The organism is Ancalomicrobiaceae bacterium S20 (genome assembly GCA_040269895.1).
Lineage (GTDB): Bacteria > Pseudomonadota > Alphaproteobacteria > Rhizobiales > Ancalomicrobiaceae > Methyloraptor > Methyloraptor flagellatus.
This window is the reverse complement of the sequence record CP158568.1, coordinates 3,699,891-3,720,477: the sequence shown is the minus strand read 5'-3', so window position 1 is coordinate 3,720,477 and position 20,587 is coordinate 3,699,891. Positions and strand designations below refer to the sequence as shown.

General features: G+C 68.2%; 14 protein-coding genes. 10 read left to right on the top strand and 4 right to left on the bottom strand.

The window, feature by feature from the left end; genetic code table 11:
* Positions 1-121 precede the first annotated feature (121 nt).
* The 9 genes from ABS361_16870 to ABS361_16830 all read left to right on the top strand — a co-directional run bounded on the left by ABS361_16870 (position 122) and on the right by ABS361_16830 (position 11,946).
* The gene (locus ABS361_16870) at positions 122-1,210 is read left to right on the top strand and encodes an alkene reductase (protein XBY43731.1); all 1,089 of its coding nucleotides are present in this window, start codon (positions 122-124) and stop codon (positions 1,208-1,210) included.
* A 193-nt stretch (positions 1,211-1,403) separates the two neighbouring features.
* Complete coding sequence (locus ABS361_16865) at positions 1,404-2,342, top strand: nitronate monooxygenase family protein (GenBank protein ID XBY43730.1); 939 nt, start codon at positions 1,404-1,406, stop codon at positions 2,340-2,342.
* 135 nt (positions 2,343-2,477) lie between these two features.
* Positions 2,478-2,774, top strand: coding sequence for an SCP2 sterol-binding domain-containing protein (locus ABS361_16860; GenBank protein ID XBY43729.1), 297 nt, complete (start codon positions 2,478-2,480; stop codon positions 2,772-2,774).
* A 199-nt stretch (positions 2,775-2,973) separates the two neighbouring features.
* Positions 2,974-4,239 (top strand): outer membrane protein transport protein, encoded by a 1,266-nt coding sequence (locus tag ABS361_16855; GenBank protein XBY43728.1) that lies wholly within the window; start codon positions 2,974-2,976, stop codon positions 4,237-4,239.
* A 163-nt stretch (positions 4,240-4,402) separates the two neighbouring features.
* Positions 4,403-6,088: a long-chain fatty acid--CoA ligase gene (locus tag ABS361_16850; protein ID XBY43727.1), complete on the top strand. Its 1,686-nt coding sequence runs from the start codon at positions 4,403-4,405 to the stop codon at positions 6,086-6,088.
* A gap of 120 nt (positions 6,089-6,208) precedes the next feature.
* Positions 6,209-6,598, top strand: coding sequence for a MerR family DNA-binding transcriptional regulator (locus ABS361_16845; GenBank protein ID XBY43726.1), 390 nt, complete (start codon positions 6,209-6,211; stop codon positions 6,596-6,598).
* A 65-nt stretch (positions 6,599-6,663) separates the two neighbouring features.
* A complete protein-coding gene (locus ABS361_16840) occupies positions 6,664-7,800 on the top strand; it encodes a thiolase family protein (GenBank protein XBY43725.1) in 1,137 nt (378 codons plus the stop codon).
* Positions 7,800-10,139 (top strand): 3-hydroxyacyl-CoA dehydrogenase NAD-binding domain-containing protein, encoded by a 2,340-nt coding sequence (locus tag ABS361_16835; GenBank protein XBY43724.1) that lies wholly within the window; start codon positions 7,800-7,802, stop codon positions 10,137-10,139. Before ABS361_16840 ends, ABS361_16835 begins: the two co-directional genes overlap by 1 nt.
* Positions 10,140-10,155: 16 nt before the next feature.
* Positions 10,156-11,946, top strand: coding sequence for an acyl-CoA dehydrogenase C-terminal domain-containing protein (locus ABS361_16830; protein XBY43723.1), 1,791 nt, complete (start codon positions 10,156-10,158; stop codon positions 11,944-11,946).
* Positions 11,947-12,307: 361 nt separating this feature from the next.
* On the opposite strand, the gene ABS361_16825 is transcribed toward ABS361_16830, so the two are convergent.
* The 3 genes from ABS361_16825 to ABS361_16815 all read right to left on the bottom strand — a co-directional run bounded on the left by ABS361_16825 (position 12,308) and on the right by ABS361_16815 (position 18,159).
* On the bottom strand, positions 12,308-13,210 hold the full coding sequence (locus ABS361_16825) for a translocation/assembly module TamB domain-containing protein (protein ID XBY43722.1): 903 nt from the start codon (positions 13,208-13,210) through the stop codon (positions 12,308-12,310).
* 20 nt (positions 13,211-13,230) lie between these two features.
* Positions 13,231-15,174: a hypothetical protein gene (locus ABS361_16820; GenBank protein ID XBY43721.1), complete on the bottom strand. Its 1,944-nt coding sequence runs from the start codon at positions 15,172-15,174 to the stop codon at positions 13,231-13,233.
* Between the two features lie 1,080 nt (positions 15,175-16,254).
* A complete protein-coding gene (locus tag ABS361_16815; GenBank protein XBY43720.1) occupies positions 16,255-18,159 on the bottom strand; it encodes an autotransporter assembly complex family protein in 1,905 nt (634 codons plus the stop codon).
* Between the two features lie 900 nt (positions 18,160-19,059).
* Here ABS361_16815 and ABS361_16810 point away from each other — a divergent pair.
* Positions 19,060-19,806 (top strand): outer membrane beta-barrel protein, encoded by a 747-nt coding sequence (locus tag ABS361_16810; GenBank protein XBY43719.1) that lies wholly within the window; start codon positions 19,060-19,062, stop codon positions 19,804-19,806.
* A gap of 261 nt (positions 19,807-20,067) precedes the next feature.
* Here ABS361_16810 and ABS361_16805 read toward each other — a convergent pair whose 3' ends face one another.
* Positions 20,068-20,529, bottom strand: a complete 462-nt coding sequence (locus ABS361_16805) for a hypothetical protein (protein ID XBY43718.1) — start codon at positions 20,527-20,529, stop codon at positions 20,068-20,070.
* Positions 20,530-20,587 lie beyond the last annotated feature (58 nt).

Below are 20,587 nucleotides of genomic sequence, written 5' to 3'. Positions count from 1 at the left end.
CCGTCCAAGTTTCATTGTTCCGGATCGTTGAACCGATCGCTGCCCGAACCTATGTCGCGGCGGTGATCCGGATCGTGGTGGCCATTGGGCCCTGCCGCGTCCGCGAGAAAGAGGTTTCGTCATGACCGACAAGACGCTGTTTTCGCCCCTTCGCCTCGGCGCGCTGACCCTGCCCAACCGTATCGTGATGGCGCCGCTGACGCGCAATCGCGCCGCGGCGGGCAATGTCGCGACCGAACTGACCGCGCAGTATTATGCCCAGCGTGCCTCCGCCGGCCTGATCATTTCGGAGGCGAGCCAGGTGGTACCCGAGGGCCAGGGCTATCAGGACACGCCCGGCATCCATTCCGATGCGCAGATCGCGGCGTGGCGCAAGGTGACGGACGCGGTTCATGCGGCCGGCGGCCGCATCTTCCTGCAGGCCTGGCACGTGGGTCGCGTCTCGCACACCTCGCTGCAGCCGGGCGGCGGCGCCCCCGTCGCGCCATCCGCGATCCGCGCCAACACCAAGACCTTCGTGAACAACGCCTTCACCGAGACCTCCGAGCCGCGCGCGCTCGAACTCTCCGAGCTTCCGGGCGTCGTCGCGAGCTATCGCCGCGGCGCCGCCAATGCGATTGCCGCCGGCTTCGACGGCATCGAGATCCATGCCGCGAACGGCTACCTGCTCGACCAGTTCCTGCGCGACGGCGCCAACAAGCGCACCGACGCCTACGGCGGCTCGATCGAGAACCGCGCGCGCCTGCCGCTCGAGGTCATGGCCGCGGTCATCGACGAGATCGGCGCCGAACGCGTCGGCATCCGCATCTCGCCGGTCACCCCCGCCAACGACCTGATCGACAGCAACCCGCAGGCGCTGTTCGAGTACTTCGTCGGCGAACTCGAGGCGCTGAAGCCGGTCTATATTCATGTGATCGAAGGCGCGACCGGCGGCCCTCGCGACGTCGCGCCGTTCGACTACGCCGCGCTGCGCCGCCGCTACAGCGGCACCTGGATGGTCAACAACGGCTATGACAAGGCCATGGCCGAGGCCGCCGTCGCCAACGGCACGGCCGATCTCGTCGCCTTCGGCAAGCCGTTCATCGCCAACCCCGACCTCGTCGAACGCCTGCGTCTCGGCGCGCCCCTGAACGAGCTCGATCGCAACACGCTCTACGGCGGCGGCGCGCGCGGCTACGTCGACTACCCGACGCTCGGCGCCGCGGCCTGATTCTCCCGCACGACGAAGACCCGAACATCGAACGCCGCGGCGAGCCTCGCCGCGGCGTTTGCGTTGGCGCTTGTGCCCCATACGGCGTCACCTTGACGTATGCGGCAGATTGCGGGACGTTTCGTTTCAGCCGGGGACGAGGCGCGCGGATGCCCGGGTTCTGCAAACGAGACGCGCCGCCGAGGGAGCATCCATGTCGGACCTTGCCGCGAGCCTCACCCGTGGGCTCGATCTTCCGCTGATCGTCGCGCCGATGTTCCTGGTCTCCGGGCCGGCGCTGGTGATCGAGGCCTGCCGCGCGGGCGTGATCGGCACGTTCCCGGCGCTGAACCAGCGGACCAGCGAGGGTTTTGAGGCCTGGCTCGACGAGATCGAGACGGCGCTCGCCGCCGGCAAGCCGGACGGCGGCCCGGCGGCGCCTTTCGGCGTCAATCTGATCGTCCATCCGACCAATCCGCGCCTGAAGGCGGATCTCGAACTCGTGGTGAAGCACAAGGTGCCGCTGGTCATCACCTCGCTCGGCGCCGTCGGCGAGGTCGTCGACGCGGTGCATTCCTATGGCGGCGTCGTCTTTCATGACGTGATCACCGCGCGTCACGGCGCCAAGGCCGCCGCCGCCGGTGTCGATGGCCTGATCGCGGTCGCGGCTGGCGCCGGCGGCCACGCCGGCACGCTCAGTCCCTTCGCGCTGCTGAAGGAGCTGCGGCGCGTCTTCGCCGGCCCGATCGTGCTCTCGGGCGCCATGAGCTCCGGCGGCGATATAGCGGCGGCGCGCGCGATGGGTGCCGAACTCGCCTATATGGGCACCCGCTTCGTGGCGACCGAGGAGAGCCTCGCGCCCGACGCCTACAAGGCCATGATCGTCGCGGCCCAGGCCGGCGACATCGTCTACACGCCGAAGGTCTCCGGCGTGAACGCCAATTTCATGCGCCAGAGCCTGGAGGCCAACGGCATCGATCCGAACGCCGCCGGCACCCCGAAACTGGACATGGACAAGGAGGCCAAGGCCTGGCGCGACGTGTGGTCGGCCGGCCATGGTGTCGGGGGCATCGCCGACGTGCCGAAGGTCGCCGCGCTCGTCGCCCGCCTGCGCCGCGAGTACGCTCAGGCGCGCGATCGGCTGGTCGGCTGATTCGCCCGATGCGTGTGGCGCCGCGCGTGAACGGACACACGCGGACACATGGCGAAATGTCTAGTACGGAATCGTATTGACGTATACGGGAGCCCGTGAAAAAGTCGGGTCGTTCCCAAGCTCGGAGATCGATCGATGGACGACGTGGAAGACCGCCTGCGCGATGTGCTGCCGAAGCTCGACCGGCTCGGCTATGCGGTTTGCTTCGATCTCGGCGATGAGGGGAAATGGACCATCGACGGCCGTGTGGCGCCCGCGCGGCTCGCGGAAGACCTCGAAGACGACGTCTCCTGTACGATTCGCACCACCGCAAAGCATTTGTTCGACCTGATCGACGGTCGTCTCGATCCGATGCTCGGTTACGCGATGGGCAAGATCAAGGTGAAGGGTTCGACCGGCGTTGCGATGAAGCTCGTGGGTGCGCTGAATTGAATATGTTGTGCCGGGACAACACCGGCGTTGCGCCGTCTGGACGGTAATCGTCGGACGGTTGACGTATTCGGCACGTGTCCGTAATCTGTCAAAATAATGTCTAAGGCGCGGTATCGCGCGCCATAACCTGGGGTGGAAAACGATGAATCGCCAAGGGCGTGCGCGTATCGTCGGTCTCATGTGTGCGGCGGCTGCTTCGGTGGTCGCGATTGCGCAGGCCGAAGCGGGTGGCTTCCAGCTGAAGGAACTGAGCGCCGATTCGCTGGCGACGTCCTTGGCCGGCCAGTCCGCCAAGGCCTCCGACGCCTCGACCGTGTTCTCCAACCCGGCCGGCATGACGCGTCTGCAGGGCCATCACCTCTCGGCGACCACGTCGGGCGTGATGCCCTACGCGAGCTTCTCCGGCGGCGCGACCCGCAACGGCGCGCCGATCGCCGGCTCGATCGGTGGCGACGCGATCGGCGACGGCCTCGTCGGCGGCGGCTACGGCGTCTACAGCTTCTCGAACGACCTGAAGTTCGGTGTCGCGGTGGTGTCGCCGTTCGGCCTGCGCTCCAAGTACGCGTCCGACTTCGTCGGTCGCTATCAGGCGCTCGACAGCTCGCTGATGAACTTCCAGGTCCAGCCGACCATCGCCTACCGGATCAACTCGGCCCTGTCGGTCGGTCTCGGCATCGACATCTCCTACACGACCGCCAAGCTCGGCACCGCGATCGATCTGCCGGCCCTGACCGGCGGTCTGATCCGCTCGGACGCTTACGGCCAGCTGAGCGGCGACTCGACCAACGTCGGCTTCAATGTCGGCGTGCTCTACGAGTTCAGCCCGACCACCCGCATCGGCCTCGACTATCGTTCGCGCATCAGCACGAACCTCAAGGGCGATGCCAACTTCGTGTCGCCGGTGCCGCTGGCCGCCCTGCCGGCCGCCCTGCGCGCCGCGCTCACCAACACCAGCGGTTCGGCCAAGCTGACGCTGCCGGATGTCGCGAGCCTCGGCTTCTATCACGAGGTGACGCCGGACTTCGCGCTGATGGCCGAAGTGCAGTGGACCAACTGGTCGCTGTTCAAGGAGCTGCGCATCAAGTACGGCGACGGCCGCCCGGACTCGGTGACGGCCGAGAACTGGCGTGACGGCTGGTTCTTCTCGGTGGGTGGCAACTACAAGTTCACCCAGCAGTTCGCCGGTCAGCTCGGCATCGGCTACGAGATCGCCCCGGTCACCGACACGGTCCGGACCGCGCGCATCCCGGATGCCGATCGCCTCTGGACTTCGGCCGGCATCTCCTACGAGTTCACGCCGAACTCGAAGATCAATCTGTCCTATGCGCACTTGTTCGGCGTCGGTTCGAACAACATCTCTCATGTGACGCCGGCGACGCCGTCGCTGCCGATCACCTATCGGACGACCGGCAGCTACAACGCCGACGCCGACATCATCAGCCTGGGTTATTCGGTCAAGTTCTGACCGTTTCGGGCCGAGCGACGACGGGCGAGGACCGCGATCCCCGCCCGCCCGCAGCCGACAAGTCGACGGTCCAGGGCGCGCTCGAGTGGGGCGGCGCGCCGACCGGCGAGTCTTGCCGGTACATTGAGTACTCGTGACGGAGTTCGAGCTCATGGGAGCCCCCATGGTTCAGGTTGTTCCTGCGAGTTTTGCCGCTCCGGTCGAGACCCGGCCGCTGGGCGACGTGCTCGATCGGGCCGTGGCACAGTTCGGCCCGCGTCCCGCGATCGACTTTCTCGGTCGCCGGTGGACCTATGCCGAGCTCGGCGGTCTCGTCGATCGCTGCGCGCGCGGGCTCGAGGATCTCGGAGTCGGCCCGGGTGTCCGGGTCGGGCTCTGCCTGCCGAACACGCCCTATTCGGTGATCTGCTTCTTTGCCGTGCTGAAGCTCGGCGGCATCGTGGTCAACTACAATCCGCTCTATGTGCCGCGCGAGCTGGAGCACCAGATCGCCGACAGCGGCACGCGGATCATGATCACGCTCGACGTGGCGCAGATCCTGCCGAAGGTCGCCGACCTGCTGAAGACCACGCGGCTCGAGGCCGTCGTGGTCTGCTCGATGGCCGCGATCCTGCCGCCGATCAAATCGTTGCTGTTCCGGATCCTGAAGCGCAAGGATCTCGCGACCCCGCCGGCCGGCGATCGCCGTTTCGTCGGGTTCGAGCGCCTGCTCGCCAATGACGGTCGCTACACACCGGCGCGCATCGATCCGCTCACCGACATCGCGGTGCTGCAATACACCGGCGGGACCACCGGCGTGCCGAAGGGCGCCATGCTCACGCACGCCAACCTGACCGCGAACATGGAGCAGATCGTCCGCTATCTGCCCGATCCGCATCCCGGCCAGGAGCGCATGCTCGGCGTGCTGCCGCTGTTCCATGTCTTTGCCATGGGCGTTGTCATGAACGTCGGCGTGGCGCTCGGCGCGGAGCTGATCCTGCTGCCGCGCTTCGAGCTGAAGCAGGTGGTCAAGACCATCGCCAAGCGCCGGCCGACGCTGTTCCCGGGCGTGCCGACGATCTTCACCGCGATCAACAATCTCGCATCCAAGCAGAAGCTCGACCTGTCGTCGCTGCGGTTCTGCATCTCCGGCGGCGCGCCGCTGCCGGTCGAGGTCAGGCATCGCTTCGAGGAGCTGACCGGCTGCGCCCTGGTCGAGGGCTATGGCCTGACCGAGGCTTCGCCGGTGGTGACCTGCAATCCGGTGACCGGTGGGGCCCGTGACGGCTCGATCGGCGTGCCGGCCGCCGGCACGACCATCGAACTGCGCTCGCTCGAGGACGGCCATATCGTGACCGAGATCGGCGAAAAGGGCGAACTCTGCGTGCGCGGACCGCAGGTCATGACCGGTTACTGGAGCCGTCCGGAGGAGACCGCGAAGACCTTCGTCGACGGCGCGCTGCGCACCGGCGACGTCGGCTATCGCGACGCCGACGGCTACTATTACATCGTCGATCGCCTCAAGGACCTGATCATCTGCTCGGGCTTCAACGTCTACCCGCGGGTGATCGAAGAGGCGCTCTACCAGCATCCGGCGGTCGCCGAGGTGACCGTCATCGGTGTGCCGGATGCCTATCGCGGCCAGGCACCGAAGGCCTTCGTCCGCTGCCTCGCCGACAAGACCGTGACGCCCGAGGAGCTGATGACGTTCCTTACCGGCTACATCTCGAAGATCGAGATGCCGAAGGCGATCGAAATCCGTGACGAGTTGCCGAAGACCATGATCGGCAAGTTGTCCAAGAAGGAACTGGTCGCCGACGAACTGGCCAAGGCCGCGTCCGGCGCTCCGAACCATCCAACGCAAGCCTGAAACGGAGGAACGACGAGCCGCGGCACTGGATCGCGTGGTATTTCTATGGCATTGATGTGACGTATTGGGCAACCTACGGCCCGTACAGTTAGAATCAAGACCAAGAGGAATCCGCGGTTCATGGAGAAGCTCTATTCGGTGACGGAACTCGCGCGCGAACTCGGCGTGACCGCGCGGACGATCCGCTTCTATGAAGACCGCGGCCTCATCTCCCCGCAACGGGCCGGCAACACCCGGGTCTACACCCATCGCGACCGCGCCCGGATGATCCTCATCCTGCGCGGCAAGCGGCTGGGCTTCAGCCTTCGGGACATCAAGGAGTTTCTCGACCTCTACGTCGTCGACACGACGCAGGTCGAGCAGCTTCAGCATCTGGTCAAGAAGGTCAGGTCGCGGATCGACCAGCTGGAGGACCAGGCTGAAGCGGTGAGAGTGAGCCTCGGCGAACTGAAGGATATCGAGCGTCTGAGCCTCGATACCCTCAAGGGCCGCGGCATCGAGATCGACTGAACCACCGGCGCGGACGGGTCCCCCCCGTGATGTCGTCGGGAGGCGCATCATTGGAGACGGATGTCATGAGCAAGGTGGTCATCGCCGGATACGCGCGTTCGCCGTTCACGCCGGCCAAGAAGGGCGATCTCGCCTCGGTCCGGCCGGACGACCTGGCCGCTGCCGTCATTCGCACGCTCGTCGAGCGCCTGGGCGTCCCCGGCGACGAGCTCGAGGACCTGATCCTCGGCTGCGCCTTCCCGGAAGGCGAGCAGGGTCTCAACGTCGCGCGCCTGATCGGCCTGATGGCCGGCCTGCCCAAGTCGGTCGGCGGCGCCACGATCAACCGCTTCTGCGGCTCGTCGATGCAGTCGGTCCACATGGCCGCGGGCGCCATCGCGCTCGGCGCGGGCGACGCCTTCGTCTGCGCCGGTGTCGAGAGCATGTCGCGCGTGCCGATGATGGGCTTCAACCCGATGCCCAATCCGAAGTTCGCCGCCGAGATGCCCGGTGCCTATCTCGGCATGGGCGACACGGCCGAGAACGTCGCCCGCCGCTGGCAGATCACCCGCGGCGAGCAGGAGGCCTTCGCGGCCGAGAGCCATCGCAAGGCTGCGGCTGCCCGCGAGGCCGGCAAGCTCAAGGACGAGATCGTGCCGATCCAGTCCAAGGCCGGTCTGGTTTCGGAGGACGGCTGCATCCGTCCGGAGACGACCGCCGAGGGCCTGTCGACCCTGAAGCCGGCCTTCTCGGCCGACGGCGTCGTCACCGCCGGCACCTCGTCGCCGCTGACCGACGGCGCCTCGGCCGTGATCGTCTGCACGGAAGCTTTCGCGGCCAAGCACGGCCTGGAGCCGCTCGCGGCGGTGAAGTCGGTCGCGATCTCGGGCTGCGATCCGGAGATCATGGGCATCGGTCCGGTCGGCGCGACGCGCAAGGCGCTCGCCCGTGCCGGCATCGACGTGAAGGATCTCGACGTCGTCGAGCTCAACGAGGCCTTCGCCTCGCAGTCGCTCGCCTGCATCCGCGACCTCGGCCTCGATCAGGCCAAGGTCAACCTCGACGGCGGCGCCATCGCGCTCGGTCACCCGCTCGGCGCCACCGGCGCGCGCATCGTCGGCAAGGCGGCGCAGCTCCTGAAGCGCGAGGGCGGCAAGTATGCGCTGGCGACCCAGTGCATCGGCGGCGGCCAGGGTATCGCGACGGTGCTGGAGGCGATCTGATGACTGCGGAGATCAAGAAGGTCGCCGTGATCGGCGCCGGCGTCATGGGCGCCGGCATCGCGGCGCACGCGGCGAATGCCGGCCTGCCGGTGGTGCTCCTCGACATCGTGCCGAAGCCGGGCCCGGACGGCACGGTCGCCGACCGCAGCGCGATCGCCAAGGGCGCGGTCGAGAAGCTGCTGAAGACCGATCCGGCGCCGTTCATGTCGAAGGCGGCCGCCCGGCTGGTCACGCCCGGCAACATCGAGGACGACCTCGGTCTCCTCGCCGACTGCGACCTGATCATCGAGGCGGTCATCGAGCGCCTCGATATCAAGCAGGCGCTCTATGCCAAGCTCGAAGGCGTGCGCAAGCCGGGATCGGTGGTGTCGTCCAACACCTCGACCATCCCGCTGGCGAAGCTCGTCGAGGGGCTGCCGGAGAGCTTTGCGCGTGATTTCATGATCACGCATTTCTTCAACCCGCCGCGTTACATGCGCCTGCTCGAGATCGTCGCCGGCGCGCAGACCCGCAGCGACGCGGTCGCGGCGGTCGCGCGCTTCGCCGATGTGTCGCTCGGCAAGTCGGTGGTCCTCTGCAAGGACCGCCCGGGCTTCATAGCCAACCGGCTCGGCGTCTACTGGCTGCAGGCCGCTGCGGTCTATGCCGGCGACATGGGTCTGACCGTCGAAGAGGCCGATGCGATCATCGGCAAGCCGATGGGCATCCCGAAGACCGGCGTCTTCGGCCTGATGGACCTCGTCGGTCTCGATCTGATGCCGCATGTGCTCGGCTCGATGGTCGGATCTTTGCCGGCAAATGACCCGTTCCAGGCGATCGCGCGGCCGATGCCGCTGGTCGAGAAGATGATCGCCGACGGCTATACCGGCCGGAAGGGTAAGGGCGGCTTCTACCGGCTCAATCGCGAGAAGGTCAAGCTCAAGGAGGCGATCGACCTTTCGACCGGCGAATACCGGCCGCAGGCGAAGCCGCGCATCGAGGCGATCGACGCGGCGGGGCGGTCGCTGGCGAAGCTGTTCACGCATGACAGCGTGCACGGCCGCTATGCCCGCGCCGTCATGGGCCGCACGCTCGCCTATGCCGCCGCCCTGATCGGCGACGCCACCGACGACGTCGAGGCGATCGATGAGGCCATGCGCCTCGGCTACAATTGGAAGGAAGGCCCGTTCGAGCTGATCGACAAGATCGGCATCGATGCCTTCGTCACCATGCTCGAGGCCGACGGCGTCGCCGTCGCGCCGATCCTGAAGACGGCGGCGGGCAAGAGCTTCTACCGGATCGAGGCCGGCACCCGTCAGGTGCTGACGGCGGCCGGCAGCTATCGCGACATCGTCCGCCCGGACGGCGTGATCATGCTCGCCGACATCAAGCTGAAGACGCAGCCGCTCCTGAAGAACGGCTCGGCCGCGCTCTGGGACATCGGCGACGGCGTCGCCTGCTTCGAATTCACCTCCAAGATGAATTCGCTCGATCCCGACACGATGGACCTCCTTCGGAAGTCCCTGCGTCTGGTCGAGAAGCAGATGAAGGCCATGGTCGTCTACAACGAGGGCTCAAACTTCTCGGTCGGTGCCAATCTCGGCCTCGCGCTGTTCGCCTGCAACATTGCGGCTTGGCCGGAGATCGAGAACCTCGTCGCGGCCGGCCAGGACACCTACAAGGCACTCAAATACGCCAAGGTGCCGGTGGTCGGCGCTCCGGCCGGCATGGCGCTCGGCGGCGGCTGCGAGATCCTGCTCCACTGTGCCGCGGTGCAGGCCCATGCCGAGACCTACACGGGTCTCGTCGAGGTCGGCGTCGGCCTCGTGCCGGGCTGGGGCGGCTGCAAGGAGATGCTGAACCGCTGGGCGACCCTCGGCCGCATGCCGAAGGGCCCGATGCCGCCGGTCGCCAAGGCCTTCGAGATCATCTCGACCGCCCAGGTCTCGAAGTCGGCGGCCGAGGCGAAGGAACTCTTGTTCCTGCGCCCGACCGACGGCATCACCATGAACCGCTACCGGCTGCTCGCCGACGCCAAGGCCCGTGCGCTCGCCTTGGTCGCCGATTACGCGCCGCCGAAGCCGCCGGAGTATGTGCTGCCGGGCCCGACCGGCCTGACCGCCATGCAGATGGCGGTCGACAGCTTCGCCAAGCTCGGCAAGGCGACGCCGCATGACATCGTCGTCTCCGGCGCGCTCGCCCGCGTGCTGTCGGGCGGCGATACCGACTTCATCAAGCCGATCGACGAGAATGCCGTGCTCGAACTCGAGCGCGAGGCGTTCATGTCGCTCGTCCGCCATCCCGGCACGCTGGCCCGCGTCGAGCACATGCTCGAGACCGGCAAGCCGCTCCGCAACTGAACTCGGGAGGATTCTCATGCCGCTCTACAAGGCGCCCCTCCGGGACATGCGCTTCGTGATGTTCGAACTGATGCAGGGCGACGAGATCGCCGCCCTGCCGGGCTACGAGGAATTCACCCGCGACCTGATCGACCCCGTGCTCGAAGAGGCGGCGAAGATCTGCGAGGAGGTGCTGTTCCCGCTCAATCGCTCCGGCGACGAGGAGGGCTGCACGCTCGAAAACGGCGTGGTGCGCACGCCGAAAGGCTTCAAGCAAGCCTACGACCTGTTCCGCGAAGGCGGCTGGACCTCGCTCGCCTGCGACCCGGCCTATGGCGGGCAGGGCGCGCCGAGCGTCGTGAACACCTTCGTCTCGGAGATGATCTGCGCGGCGAACCTGTCGTTCGGCATGTATCCGGGGCTGAGCCACGGCTTCTACAAGGCCCTTCACGCCCACGGCAACGAGGCGCTCAAGGCCGAGTATCTGCCGAAGATCGTCGACGGCACCTGGTCCGGCACAATGTGCCTGACCGAACCGCACTGTGGCACCGACCTCGGTCTCCTGAAGACGAGCGCCACGCCGCAGGACGACGGCAGCTATTCGATCACCGGAACAAAAATCTTCATCTCGGCCGGCGAGCATGACCTGACCGAGAACATCATCCATCTGGTGTTGGCACGCCTGCCCGGCGCGCCGAAGGGGACGGCGGGTATCTCGCTGTTCCTCGTGCCGAAGTTCCTGCCGACCGAGGATGGCCGGCCGGGGCAGCGCAACGGCGCGGCGGTCGGTTCGATCGAGCACAAGATGGGCATCAAGGCCTCCTCAACGTGCGTGATGAACTTCGACGGCGCCAAGGGCTGGTTGGTCGGTGAGGCCAACAAGGGCATGCGCGCCATGTTCACGATGATGAACGAGGCCCGTCTCGGCGTCGGCATGCAGGGTCTCGGCATCGCCGAGGTCGCCTACCAGAACGCCGTCGCCTACGCCAGGGACCGCCTGCAGGGCCGCGCGCTCTCGGGCGCCAAGCAGCCCGAGAAGCCGGCCGACCCGATTGTCGTGCACCCGGACGTCCGCCGCATGCTCCTGACCGCCCGTGCCTACACGCAGGGCTGCCGGGCGCTCGCCGGTTGGGCCGCGCAGGCGATCGACGTCTCCAAGCACCACCCCGACCCGGTCAAGCGTGTCGAGGCCGACGACTTCGTCGCGCTGGTGACGCCGATCGTGAAGGCGCTGATGACCGACCTCGGCTTCGAGGTCGCCAACATCGGCGTGCAGGTCTATGGCGGCCACGGCTTCATCCGCGAGCATGGCCAGGAGCAGTACGTCCGCGACTGCCGCATCGCCCAGCTCTACGAGGGCACCAACGGCATCCAGGCGCTCGATCTGGTCGGCCGCAAGATGGGCGCCCACGCCGGCCGCTATCTGCGCACCTTCTTCCATCCGGTCTCGGACTTCATCCAGACCAAGATGGAGGACGAGGCGCTCGGCGAGTTCGTGCAGCCGCTGGCCAAGGCCTTCGTCCGCCTGCAGCAGGCGACCGCCGAAGTCGCCCGCCGCGGCCTCGCCCGGCCCGACGAGGCCGGCGCAGCGGCGACCGAGTACCTGCGCCTGTTCGGCCTCGTCGCGCTCGCCTATCTCTGGGCCCGCTCGGCCGAGATCAGCCTGCCCAAGGTCGGGACGGACCAGGATCCGGACGGCTTCTACCGCGCCAAGGTCGCGACCGCACGCTTCTACATGGAACGCCTGCTGCCGCAGACCTCGGGCCTGTTCGCCGCGATCATGGCCGGCGGCAAGTCGATCATGGCCTTCGAGGAAGCGGACTTCTGAGACACTGCCCTTCCTGAAACGTCGTGAAAGCCGCCCGCGACCCCGCGGGCGGCTTTCGCTTTTCATCGCTCCGCCATTCGAGGGATTGCAGACGCCATGCGAAGGGCCGATCTGACTAGCTGATCGGGAGCGCATTCCATGGCCGATGCAGACGATACCTGGCTATCCACGGGGCGCAGAGCGGTCGATGTCTGGAAGCTCGAGGATGCGAAGGCCCGCTTCAGCTAGGCCGTGAGACTCGCGCGGGCCGACGGCCCCCGGCGCTTGACCGGGACATGCGCTTGCGCGGCGTGTCGCCGTTCGACCCGCGGACCGACGATCCGGCTGACTTCCCGGTCATGGCCCGCCGCTGATCCCCACCTCAATATTCCTTCTCGAAGAACACCCCGAGGCTCGACCCTTCGGTGCCGGCTTCGCCGCGCGCCTTGAGGTTCTTGGTGATGTCGAGGTTGATCGTCGCGTTGGTCTGGCCGGCGCCGCCGGTGGTCACGCCGAAATAGATGTTGTCACTCAGGTAGCGGCCGACCTTCACCGCGGTGCCTCCGGACGAATCCGTCACGATGTCGAGGTCGTCGAGGCCGGTCGACTTGCGGATCTTGCCGACCAGGTCGGCCGACTGCCCGCCGCCGGCGAGCTGGGCGACCGCGACGGTCAGCCGGACCACCTGGAACGGCGACAGCTGCGTGATCGACTGGCCGAACAGGAAGCGCGCCAGGATCTCGTCCTGCGGCAGGTCTTCCGAGGAGGTCAGCGCGATCTGCGGATCGCTCGCCTTGCCGGTGACGCGGGCGGTGATGGTGATCGAGCCGCGCACCGCCTCGGCCGCGAAGTCGATGTCCGGATCGAGCGATCCGGTCAGCGTGACGACGCCGCGGGTGAAGTCGATGCGCTGGCCGATCACGTCGAGCCGGCCGCGGATCATCTGGAACGCTCCGACCGGCCGCACGGCTTCGACCGGGCCGGCGAGCGTGATCCGGCCGCCGAGCTCGGTATCGAGGCCGCGGCCGCGCACGAACACCCGCGCCGGCGCGTCGATGGTGAGCGCCAGCACCACGCCGGTCGCCGACTTGGCCGTGGACCGCGGGGTGATCGCCGCGCGCGCCTTGGCAAGCGTGCGTGCGACCTTCGGCGGCGGCGCGATCTGGCGCACGTCGAGCATGGTGACGCGGCCGGAAAAGCGCTCCGGAATGGTGATCTCGGCGCGGTCGACCGTGATGGTGCCGCCGATGGTCGGCGCGCCGGCGAGCGGACCGCGAACCGTCACGGTGCCGCTGACGTCGGCGGTCAGCAGGTCGCCGTTGGTGATGTGGAGCGCGCGAGCCGGATCGTGAGATCGGCCGGAAAACCATCGGCGGGCGGCAGGCCGACCGTGCCGGAAACGGCGATCGTGCCGGTACGGCCGGTCGTCGCCGAGAAGCTCTCGACCGTCGCCCGCCCGTCGCCGAGCCGGATCCGGCCCTGACCGTTCGCCAGCCGGAACCCGGTCTCGGGATCGGCGAGCGTGAAGCCGCCGATCGTGACGGTCCCGGCCGGGCGCGGCTCGGCCGCGCTGCCGGTCACGCGCAGGTCGAGCGTCGCGGTGCCCGCGAGCCGCGTCGCCCGGTCGCGCAGGAAGCCGTTTGCGGCGGCGAGCGGCAGATTGCCCTTCACCGCGACATCGAGGCTCGCGCCGTCGATCGCGGCGGCGCCGCCCGCCGTCAGGCGGATGCCGCCGCCGGCGGTCGCCTCCGCATCGAAGCGCAACAGCCGCTCGGCCAACGTGCCACGGGCACGGGCCGTGAGCGCGCCGATGCCGGCATTGCGCAATGCCGTCGGTGCGATGCCGTCGGCGGTAACGTCGAAGCGCGTGGCGCCGTTCGGGTCCGGGGTCGCGCGCGCATCGACCTTGGCGACGGTCGCGGCCGGGGTCGCGATGGTCCGGGCCGTCGCCGTGCCGGTGATCGCCGGGCGGCCGCGAAGATCCTGGGCGGAGAGATCGAAATCGGCGCTGGCAATCGAGATCGCCTCGATTTTCACACCCTTAGCGGTGCCCTTGGCCTTGACGTCCTGGCGCCCGTTCGCGCGGGACAGGCCGATCTTGGCGTCGACCGATCCGGCCGCGGTCATCAGCACCAGCGGCGCCACCTCGCCGAGATCGGGCGAGGTGATCGCGAGCGCCCCGTCGGCGAGACCGGCCTCGTCGATCGTCACGTCGCCGCTGATCGTACTGCGGCCGACGCGGAAGATCAGCGCCTCGATCGCCTGTCCGCCATCAGCGAGCGAGGTGAGGCGCGCCTGCCCCGTGACCGGCCGGCCGCCGAGATCGCCGCCGAGCGCGACGATGCCGTCGACCTCGCCCTGCGCCACGGTGCCGTCGAAACGCAGGGCCGCGTCGCGGAACGGCCGGCCCTGCAGGACGAGATTCGATCCGGCGATCCGCGCCGCGACGGTCGGCTTCTCGCTGGCGCCGGTCACGCGTGCGTCGAGCGCCACGCGGCCCTTGGCCCGGTCGGTCGCGACGCCGACATCGGCGATCGCGGCATTGATCGCGAGGTCCGAGGTCCAGCGGCCGAAAAGGCCCGCGACGGATGCCTGGATCCGGCCGTTACCGAGCCGCACGGCATCGAAATGCAGGCCGTCGGTCGCACGCGCGACCCGGCCCTTGAGCGCGAGCCGGCCGCCGAGCAGGGCGTCGGCGCGACCGAGACCGGCGGCGAGATCGGTGGTCATGCCGTCGAGCGCCAGATCGAAAGCGCCGCCGATCGGCTCATAGCGGCCGGTCGCGGTCAGCGCGGTTGCCCCGTGCAACGGCCGATCCGCGAGCGCGGCGAACGGCGCCAGGTCCTTGACGCCGATCCGCGCCGCGCCGGTCACGGCCGAAAGTCCGAGCGTGCCGTCGAAGGCGATGCTGGCATTGCCGTCCGAGATCGAGAAGCCCTCGACCAGCGTCGCTGCGCCGGCCCGCCAGTTGCCGCGGCCGGCGATCCGGATCGGATCGCGGAACGCCTTAGCCGCATCGCCGGCCTGCAGGCCGGCGATTGCGCCGGAGAGCGTGAAGGAGAGGCTGCGCGCGGCCGGATCGGCGAGATTGCGCGCGACGCCTGACGCCTCCAGGGCGGCCGAGCCGAGCTTGGCGTCGGCGCTCTCGAAGCCGTCGGCGCGGACGGTCGCCTTCCAGGCGGCCGCCTCGCCGTAGTCGATCGCGAGCCGGACGCCGTCGACCGTTCCATCGGTGAACGGCAGCGGCACGCGCGCGCCGCGCCCCCGAGCCGCGCATCGACCGTGAGCGCGGTCGGAAAGCCGTCCGCGGCGAGCGCGCCGTTGCCTTCGAAGGTCGCGGCACCCGAGGCGATCGAGGCCCGCGAGATCTTCCAGCCGCTCTCTGCTGCTTCCGCGACGAGCGCGATCGAGGACGGTCCGGCGAAATAGGCGCCCCAGCGCTCCGAAACGAGCCGTTCGAGCGAGCCGTTCGCCTCGAGTGCGAAGCGATAGCCGAAGGCGTTGCGGCCGATGGCTGCACGCCCGGAGACGAGCCGCGCCTTGTCGGCGTCGAGCGCGATGTCGGCCGCGAAGCTGTCGATCGGCGCCGATCCTCGCACCGAGAGGTCGAGCGCCGGCCGGCCGCGAATGTCGAGCAGCGTGCCGAGGAAGCCGCCGGCGCCCTCCGAAAGCGTCAGATCGAGGTCGAGCTTGCGGGTCTGGTCGGCGTAACCGAGCTTGAAGGCGAGCCGGCCCGACCCGTCGAGCCGCTGGATCGCCAGTTGCGCATCGAGGACGTCCTTGGCGAGCGAGGCGCGGCCGTCGACCGAGAACCGCGCCGGAATGCCCGCGATCCCCTCGCCGAGATCGACGCTCGGCACGGCGAGCTTGCCGATCCGGACCGCCACGGGCAGGTCCGGCAGCGCGAAGGTCGGTGTCGCGGCGACCTCGGGCCCGGTCGCTGCCGGCCGGTGGATGACGCGGATCGCCTTCGCTTCCAGACTGTCGATCTCCAGCCGCTTCTGCAGGAGCGCCAGCCGGCTCCAGACCAGATGCACGTCGGTCACTTCGAGCCAGACGCCCTGGCGGTCGGCGATGGTGATCGAGCCGATCCGGACATCCGACGACAGCGCGCCGTCGATGCGGCCGAGCGAGATCTTCTGGTCCGGCGTCGAGATCTGCTCCTCGACGAAGCGCACGAAGCTCGACTTCTCGGCCTCGTCGGCGCTCTGCGCCAGGGTGGGCGATGCAGCGCCGAACGTGACGCCCATGGCGAGGAGGCCGAGCGCGGCGGCGCGATGCAGGCGAGCGGCAAGGCAGGCAAAGCGGGTTCGGGCGGTCGTCAGCATGTCAGAACGCCTCCCCGATGCCGATATAGATCGCGAAGCGCGGATCACGCCGGTCGCGCACCAGCGGCGCGGCGACGTCGAGCCGGATCGCGCCGATGCCGGTGTAGTAGCGCAGCCCGAGGCCGGCGCCGATCCGGAGCTTCTCCGAGAAGTCCGGCACGCTGCCCTCGTAGGCCGATCCGACATCGACGAAGGGCACGACGCCGATGGAATCGGTGACGCGCGCCCGGACTTCGGCCGAAGCTTCGAACAGCGATCGACCGCCGACGATGCGGCCGTCGTCGAGCCGCGGCCCGAGGCTGCGGTAGGCATAGCCCCGCACCGAGCCGCCGCCGCCGGCGAAGAACAGTCGGCTGTCCGGCAAGCCGGTCAGCGGCGCGCCGGTGATCGAGCCGAGCGCGATCCGGCCGGCGAGCACATAGCGCCCGGCCGCGTCGAGCGCCCAATAGGTCGAGGCGTCGATGCGCGCGATCAGGCCGCCGTTGCCGAAGCGCGTCTCGTAGAACGGCTCGGCCTGCCCCTTGAGCCGGAAGCCGCTGGTCGGCTCCAGCTTGTCGTTGCTGGTGTCCCAGGTCAGCGTCGTCGGCAGGCTGGCGAGCACGAAGGAGCGCTTGCCCCAGGCGTCATTGACGCGCGACGTCTCGCCGTTGAGCGTCACCGTGCCGTCGAAGCCGGGGAAGAACTCGTGCGCCAACCCGATGCGGGCGCGGACGCGCTCTTCCGTATAGGGATCGTAGACCTCGCGCGCGCCCTGGATCTGCGCGGTCAGGTCTGTATAGGGATCGAAGATGCCCGGCTTCACGAAGGTGAGGCCGCCGAGATAGGTGAACTTGCGCGGATCGACGCCGTCGATGCCGGAGACGCGGGCGTCGAGCCGCAGCCGCTCGGCCTCGCCGAACAGGTTGCGATGCTGCCAGTAGCCCTCGAGCCCGGCGCCATCGACAGTCGAATAGCTGGCGCCGGCGCCGAACACATGCATCGGCCGCTCGGTGACCGTCACGGTCATCGGCTGGCCGGCCGGGTCCGTGCGCCGGTCGAGCGCCGCGTCGTCGGTGACGCGCGCCGAGCCGAACACTTCCAGCCGCTGCAGCCGTCGTTCCGCGCGCTTCACCTCGTCGGACGAATAGGGTTCGCCCGCGGGCAGGGCGGTCTGCCGCGCGACGAAGGCCGGGTCGACCTGCTTGGTGCCCTTGACCGTGGTCTCGCCATAGACCGCCCGCGGCGCCGGATCGATGACCAGCGTGACGTCGATCCGCCGATGCGGATGATCGGCGGCCACGTCGCGCCGGACCACCCGCGCCTTGGGATGACCGATGCGCCGCCAGGCGGCGACCAGCGCCTCCTCCGCGCTAATCACAGCGCCCGAGCGCGCCACCGCGCCGGGCGTGAGGCCGAGATCCTCGGGCGACTTCGGCGGCTTGATCTCGGGCGAGATCTGCGGCGGGATCGCGGTCGGCCGCCCCTCGATCGTGATGCGGCCGAAGGCATAGGCAGGGCCCGGATCGACGGCGATGGCCACCGGCACCGGATTGGGCAGCCGGGCATCGGCCGGGATCTGCTCGATCGGCCGGCCGGCTGCAGTGATGGTGATCGCGCCGCCATAGCGGCCCTCGGCATAGAGCCCGGCGAGGATGCGGCCATATTCGGCCCGTGCGCGGGAAAGGAACGCCGCGGTGCTCGGCGGCGGCGTACCGTCGGCTTCCTCGGCGAGCAGCGAGGCGCCGCGCAGCCGCTTCTCCAGATCGGCATCGCCGCCGGCGACGGAGAAGGTCAGGGTATAGCGCTGGGCATCGGGGGAGACGGCCTTGTCCTCGGTCTTCTCGCCCCAGAGGTGATAGCCGAACAGATCGAAGGCGCGCGCGGGGTACGCACCGGCACAGACCACGAAGACCCCGGCCGCGAGCACGACCGGAAGTCTCCGGCCGGACCGGAACGACGCAGGACCATGGAGCCGCGGAACACGGCCCCGTCGCGGTATGAACGCCCGCGGCATGAACGCCATCGACACCTCTCGCTGCCGGCGCCGATCGTCGATCGCCACCCCCTCGCGAGCCCACCCATGTGCCTCATCCTAAAGCGAGCGACCGGCTAGCGAAACCCTGTCGGCCGATCCGCGGCGTCGCAAGGGCTGACGGGCGCCTCCATCGCGGCTCGACCGTTGCCGATCGGCATTGGCCGAGATGCAGCTCGATCCGCGCGAGATCTGCCCCATTGTCGGTCCCGGTGCCGTTGCCGAGGGCAGGTTGTCGGAGGCGGGACGGTTCCGCCGGACAGGCGATCCGGAAAAAGCACGCGGGGATTATCGCTGACGGCTTGGCTTCAGCCATGCACGAAAACGGCTTCTGCCTGGGTCGCGCTGCATCACGGGCGGTCAGCGCCACATTTTTGACATGGCGGAACCGGGCGATCATCTCGGCGGTGACGTCGAAATTTATCTGCACCGTCAGGGAACTACACTTCCGGGCGTACGTTTTTAACGCGGTTCCGGAGGTGGAGTGGGGCGTTACGCCCATCAAAGCCAACAAGAGCCAGAAAGAAAATCTCGATTGTGTCGGGATTGTGGAGAGATAAAACTGAATTGTGGCGCGGAAAACCGAATTTCATCTAGGTAAATGGAGGCTATTTAGGTTCGGTAAATAAGTCGTGAATGGCCTGTTAATGCCATGTTCAGCTCCGATATGCCGAAGTTTCGCCACGAATAGCCTCGATCGCCATCTGAATACGAAAATTCGTTGTGGTTTTTTGGTTACATACTTTTCAGCATCTCGAGCGTAGATAAGAGCCACGCACAAGGGAGACACTTGTCATGAAGCGTTCCATTCTCCTCGCCTCGGTCTTCGTCCTCGGCGCCGCCGGCGCCGCCTCCGCGGCGGATCTCGGTGTTGCCCCGGCCATCGCTCCGGCTTCGGCCGTCGTCGCCGCTGCTCCGATGTTCTGGACCGGTCCGTATGTCGGCGGCAGCCTCGGCTGGGTCGGCGGCACCGCCCGCACGACCGACATCAATGGCTACAACACGGCTGGTGAGCGTTGGGGCCGCGCCCCGAGCGGCTTCATCGGCGGTCTGCAGCTCGGCTACAACTATCAGGTCAGCCCGAACTTCGTCGTCGGTATCGAGGGCGAAGTCGGCTACATGGATCTGAAGAAGACCACGATCCAGCCGTCGAGCCCGAACGGCGACACCCGCGCCTGGACCAATGACGGTGCCTTCGGCGCCATCACGGGCAAGCTCGGCTTCGCGGCCGACGCGTTCCTGCTGTACGGCAAGGGCGGTGTGGCGTTCTACGGCGGCTCCAGCCGCGTGCAGGACACCTCGACCGTGGCGCCGGGCGGCAACACGATCAACGCGACCGCCGACGACACCCGCGTCGGCTGGACCCTCGGTGCCGGCGTCGAGTACGCCTTCACCCGCAACTGGTCGGCCAAGGTCGAGTACGATCACTACGACTTCGGCAGCAAGACCTTCAGCGCGGTGGCCGGCAACGGCGCGACCTACAGCTTCCGCAACAACCTGACGGCCGATGCCGTCCGCGTTGGCGTGAACTATCGCTTCTGATCGAAGCCGACTTTTCGAACTGTGACGGGCGGCGGTCGCGACCGCCGCCCGTTGCTTTTCCGATCTGTCGGACCACGGTTCTGGCTCTCCGGCTTTTTGCTTTCTCCTCCCGGCCGGTGGATCGGGATGAAAAAAGGCCGGTCGTCCCCACGGGGATGACCGGCCTTTTTCACGAGTCCTCGCCCCTTCGCGGGGGGATGGGGAGGGCCGAGGGACGTGGACCCATGAAGCGAGAGGCGATCCCTGAAATGCTGGCGATCGTCAGCGCAGCACGGTCGACTGATGCTCCTTGATCAGCCAGACGCCGTTCTGGACCTCGTAGACCTTCTTGAATTCGGCCTTCACGGTCTTGCCGCCGTGCGTGTACTCGACCACGCCGCGATCGGTGGCGACGTTGCAGGCGACCTCGAGCGGCTTGCGCTCCTTCACATCGGCCTTGAGGCCCTTGAGCATCGCGCCCTCGTAGAACTGGCGCAGCGCGCGCTGGTCGTTGATCGGCTTGTCGGCGATCGCGAGCTGCAGCTTGGCGTCGGGCGCGTACCAGAGCGCGACCGCGTCCGCGGTGCCGCTGGCGAGCGACGCATTCCAGCGGTCGAAGCGGTCGCGCGCGTCGGCGGCGCTGAACGGCTTGCAGTCCTTGGTGGTCGTGGTGGCGAGCGCCGGCGTCGCGGTGCCGGCGAGGATCGTGGCGAGGACGGCGAGGGCGAGTTTTCGGTTCGTCATTGCGTTTCCTCCTGAGCGGTCGAGTCCGTCGACCTGAGGAGAGAGATTTGGCGCCCCG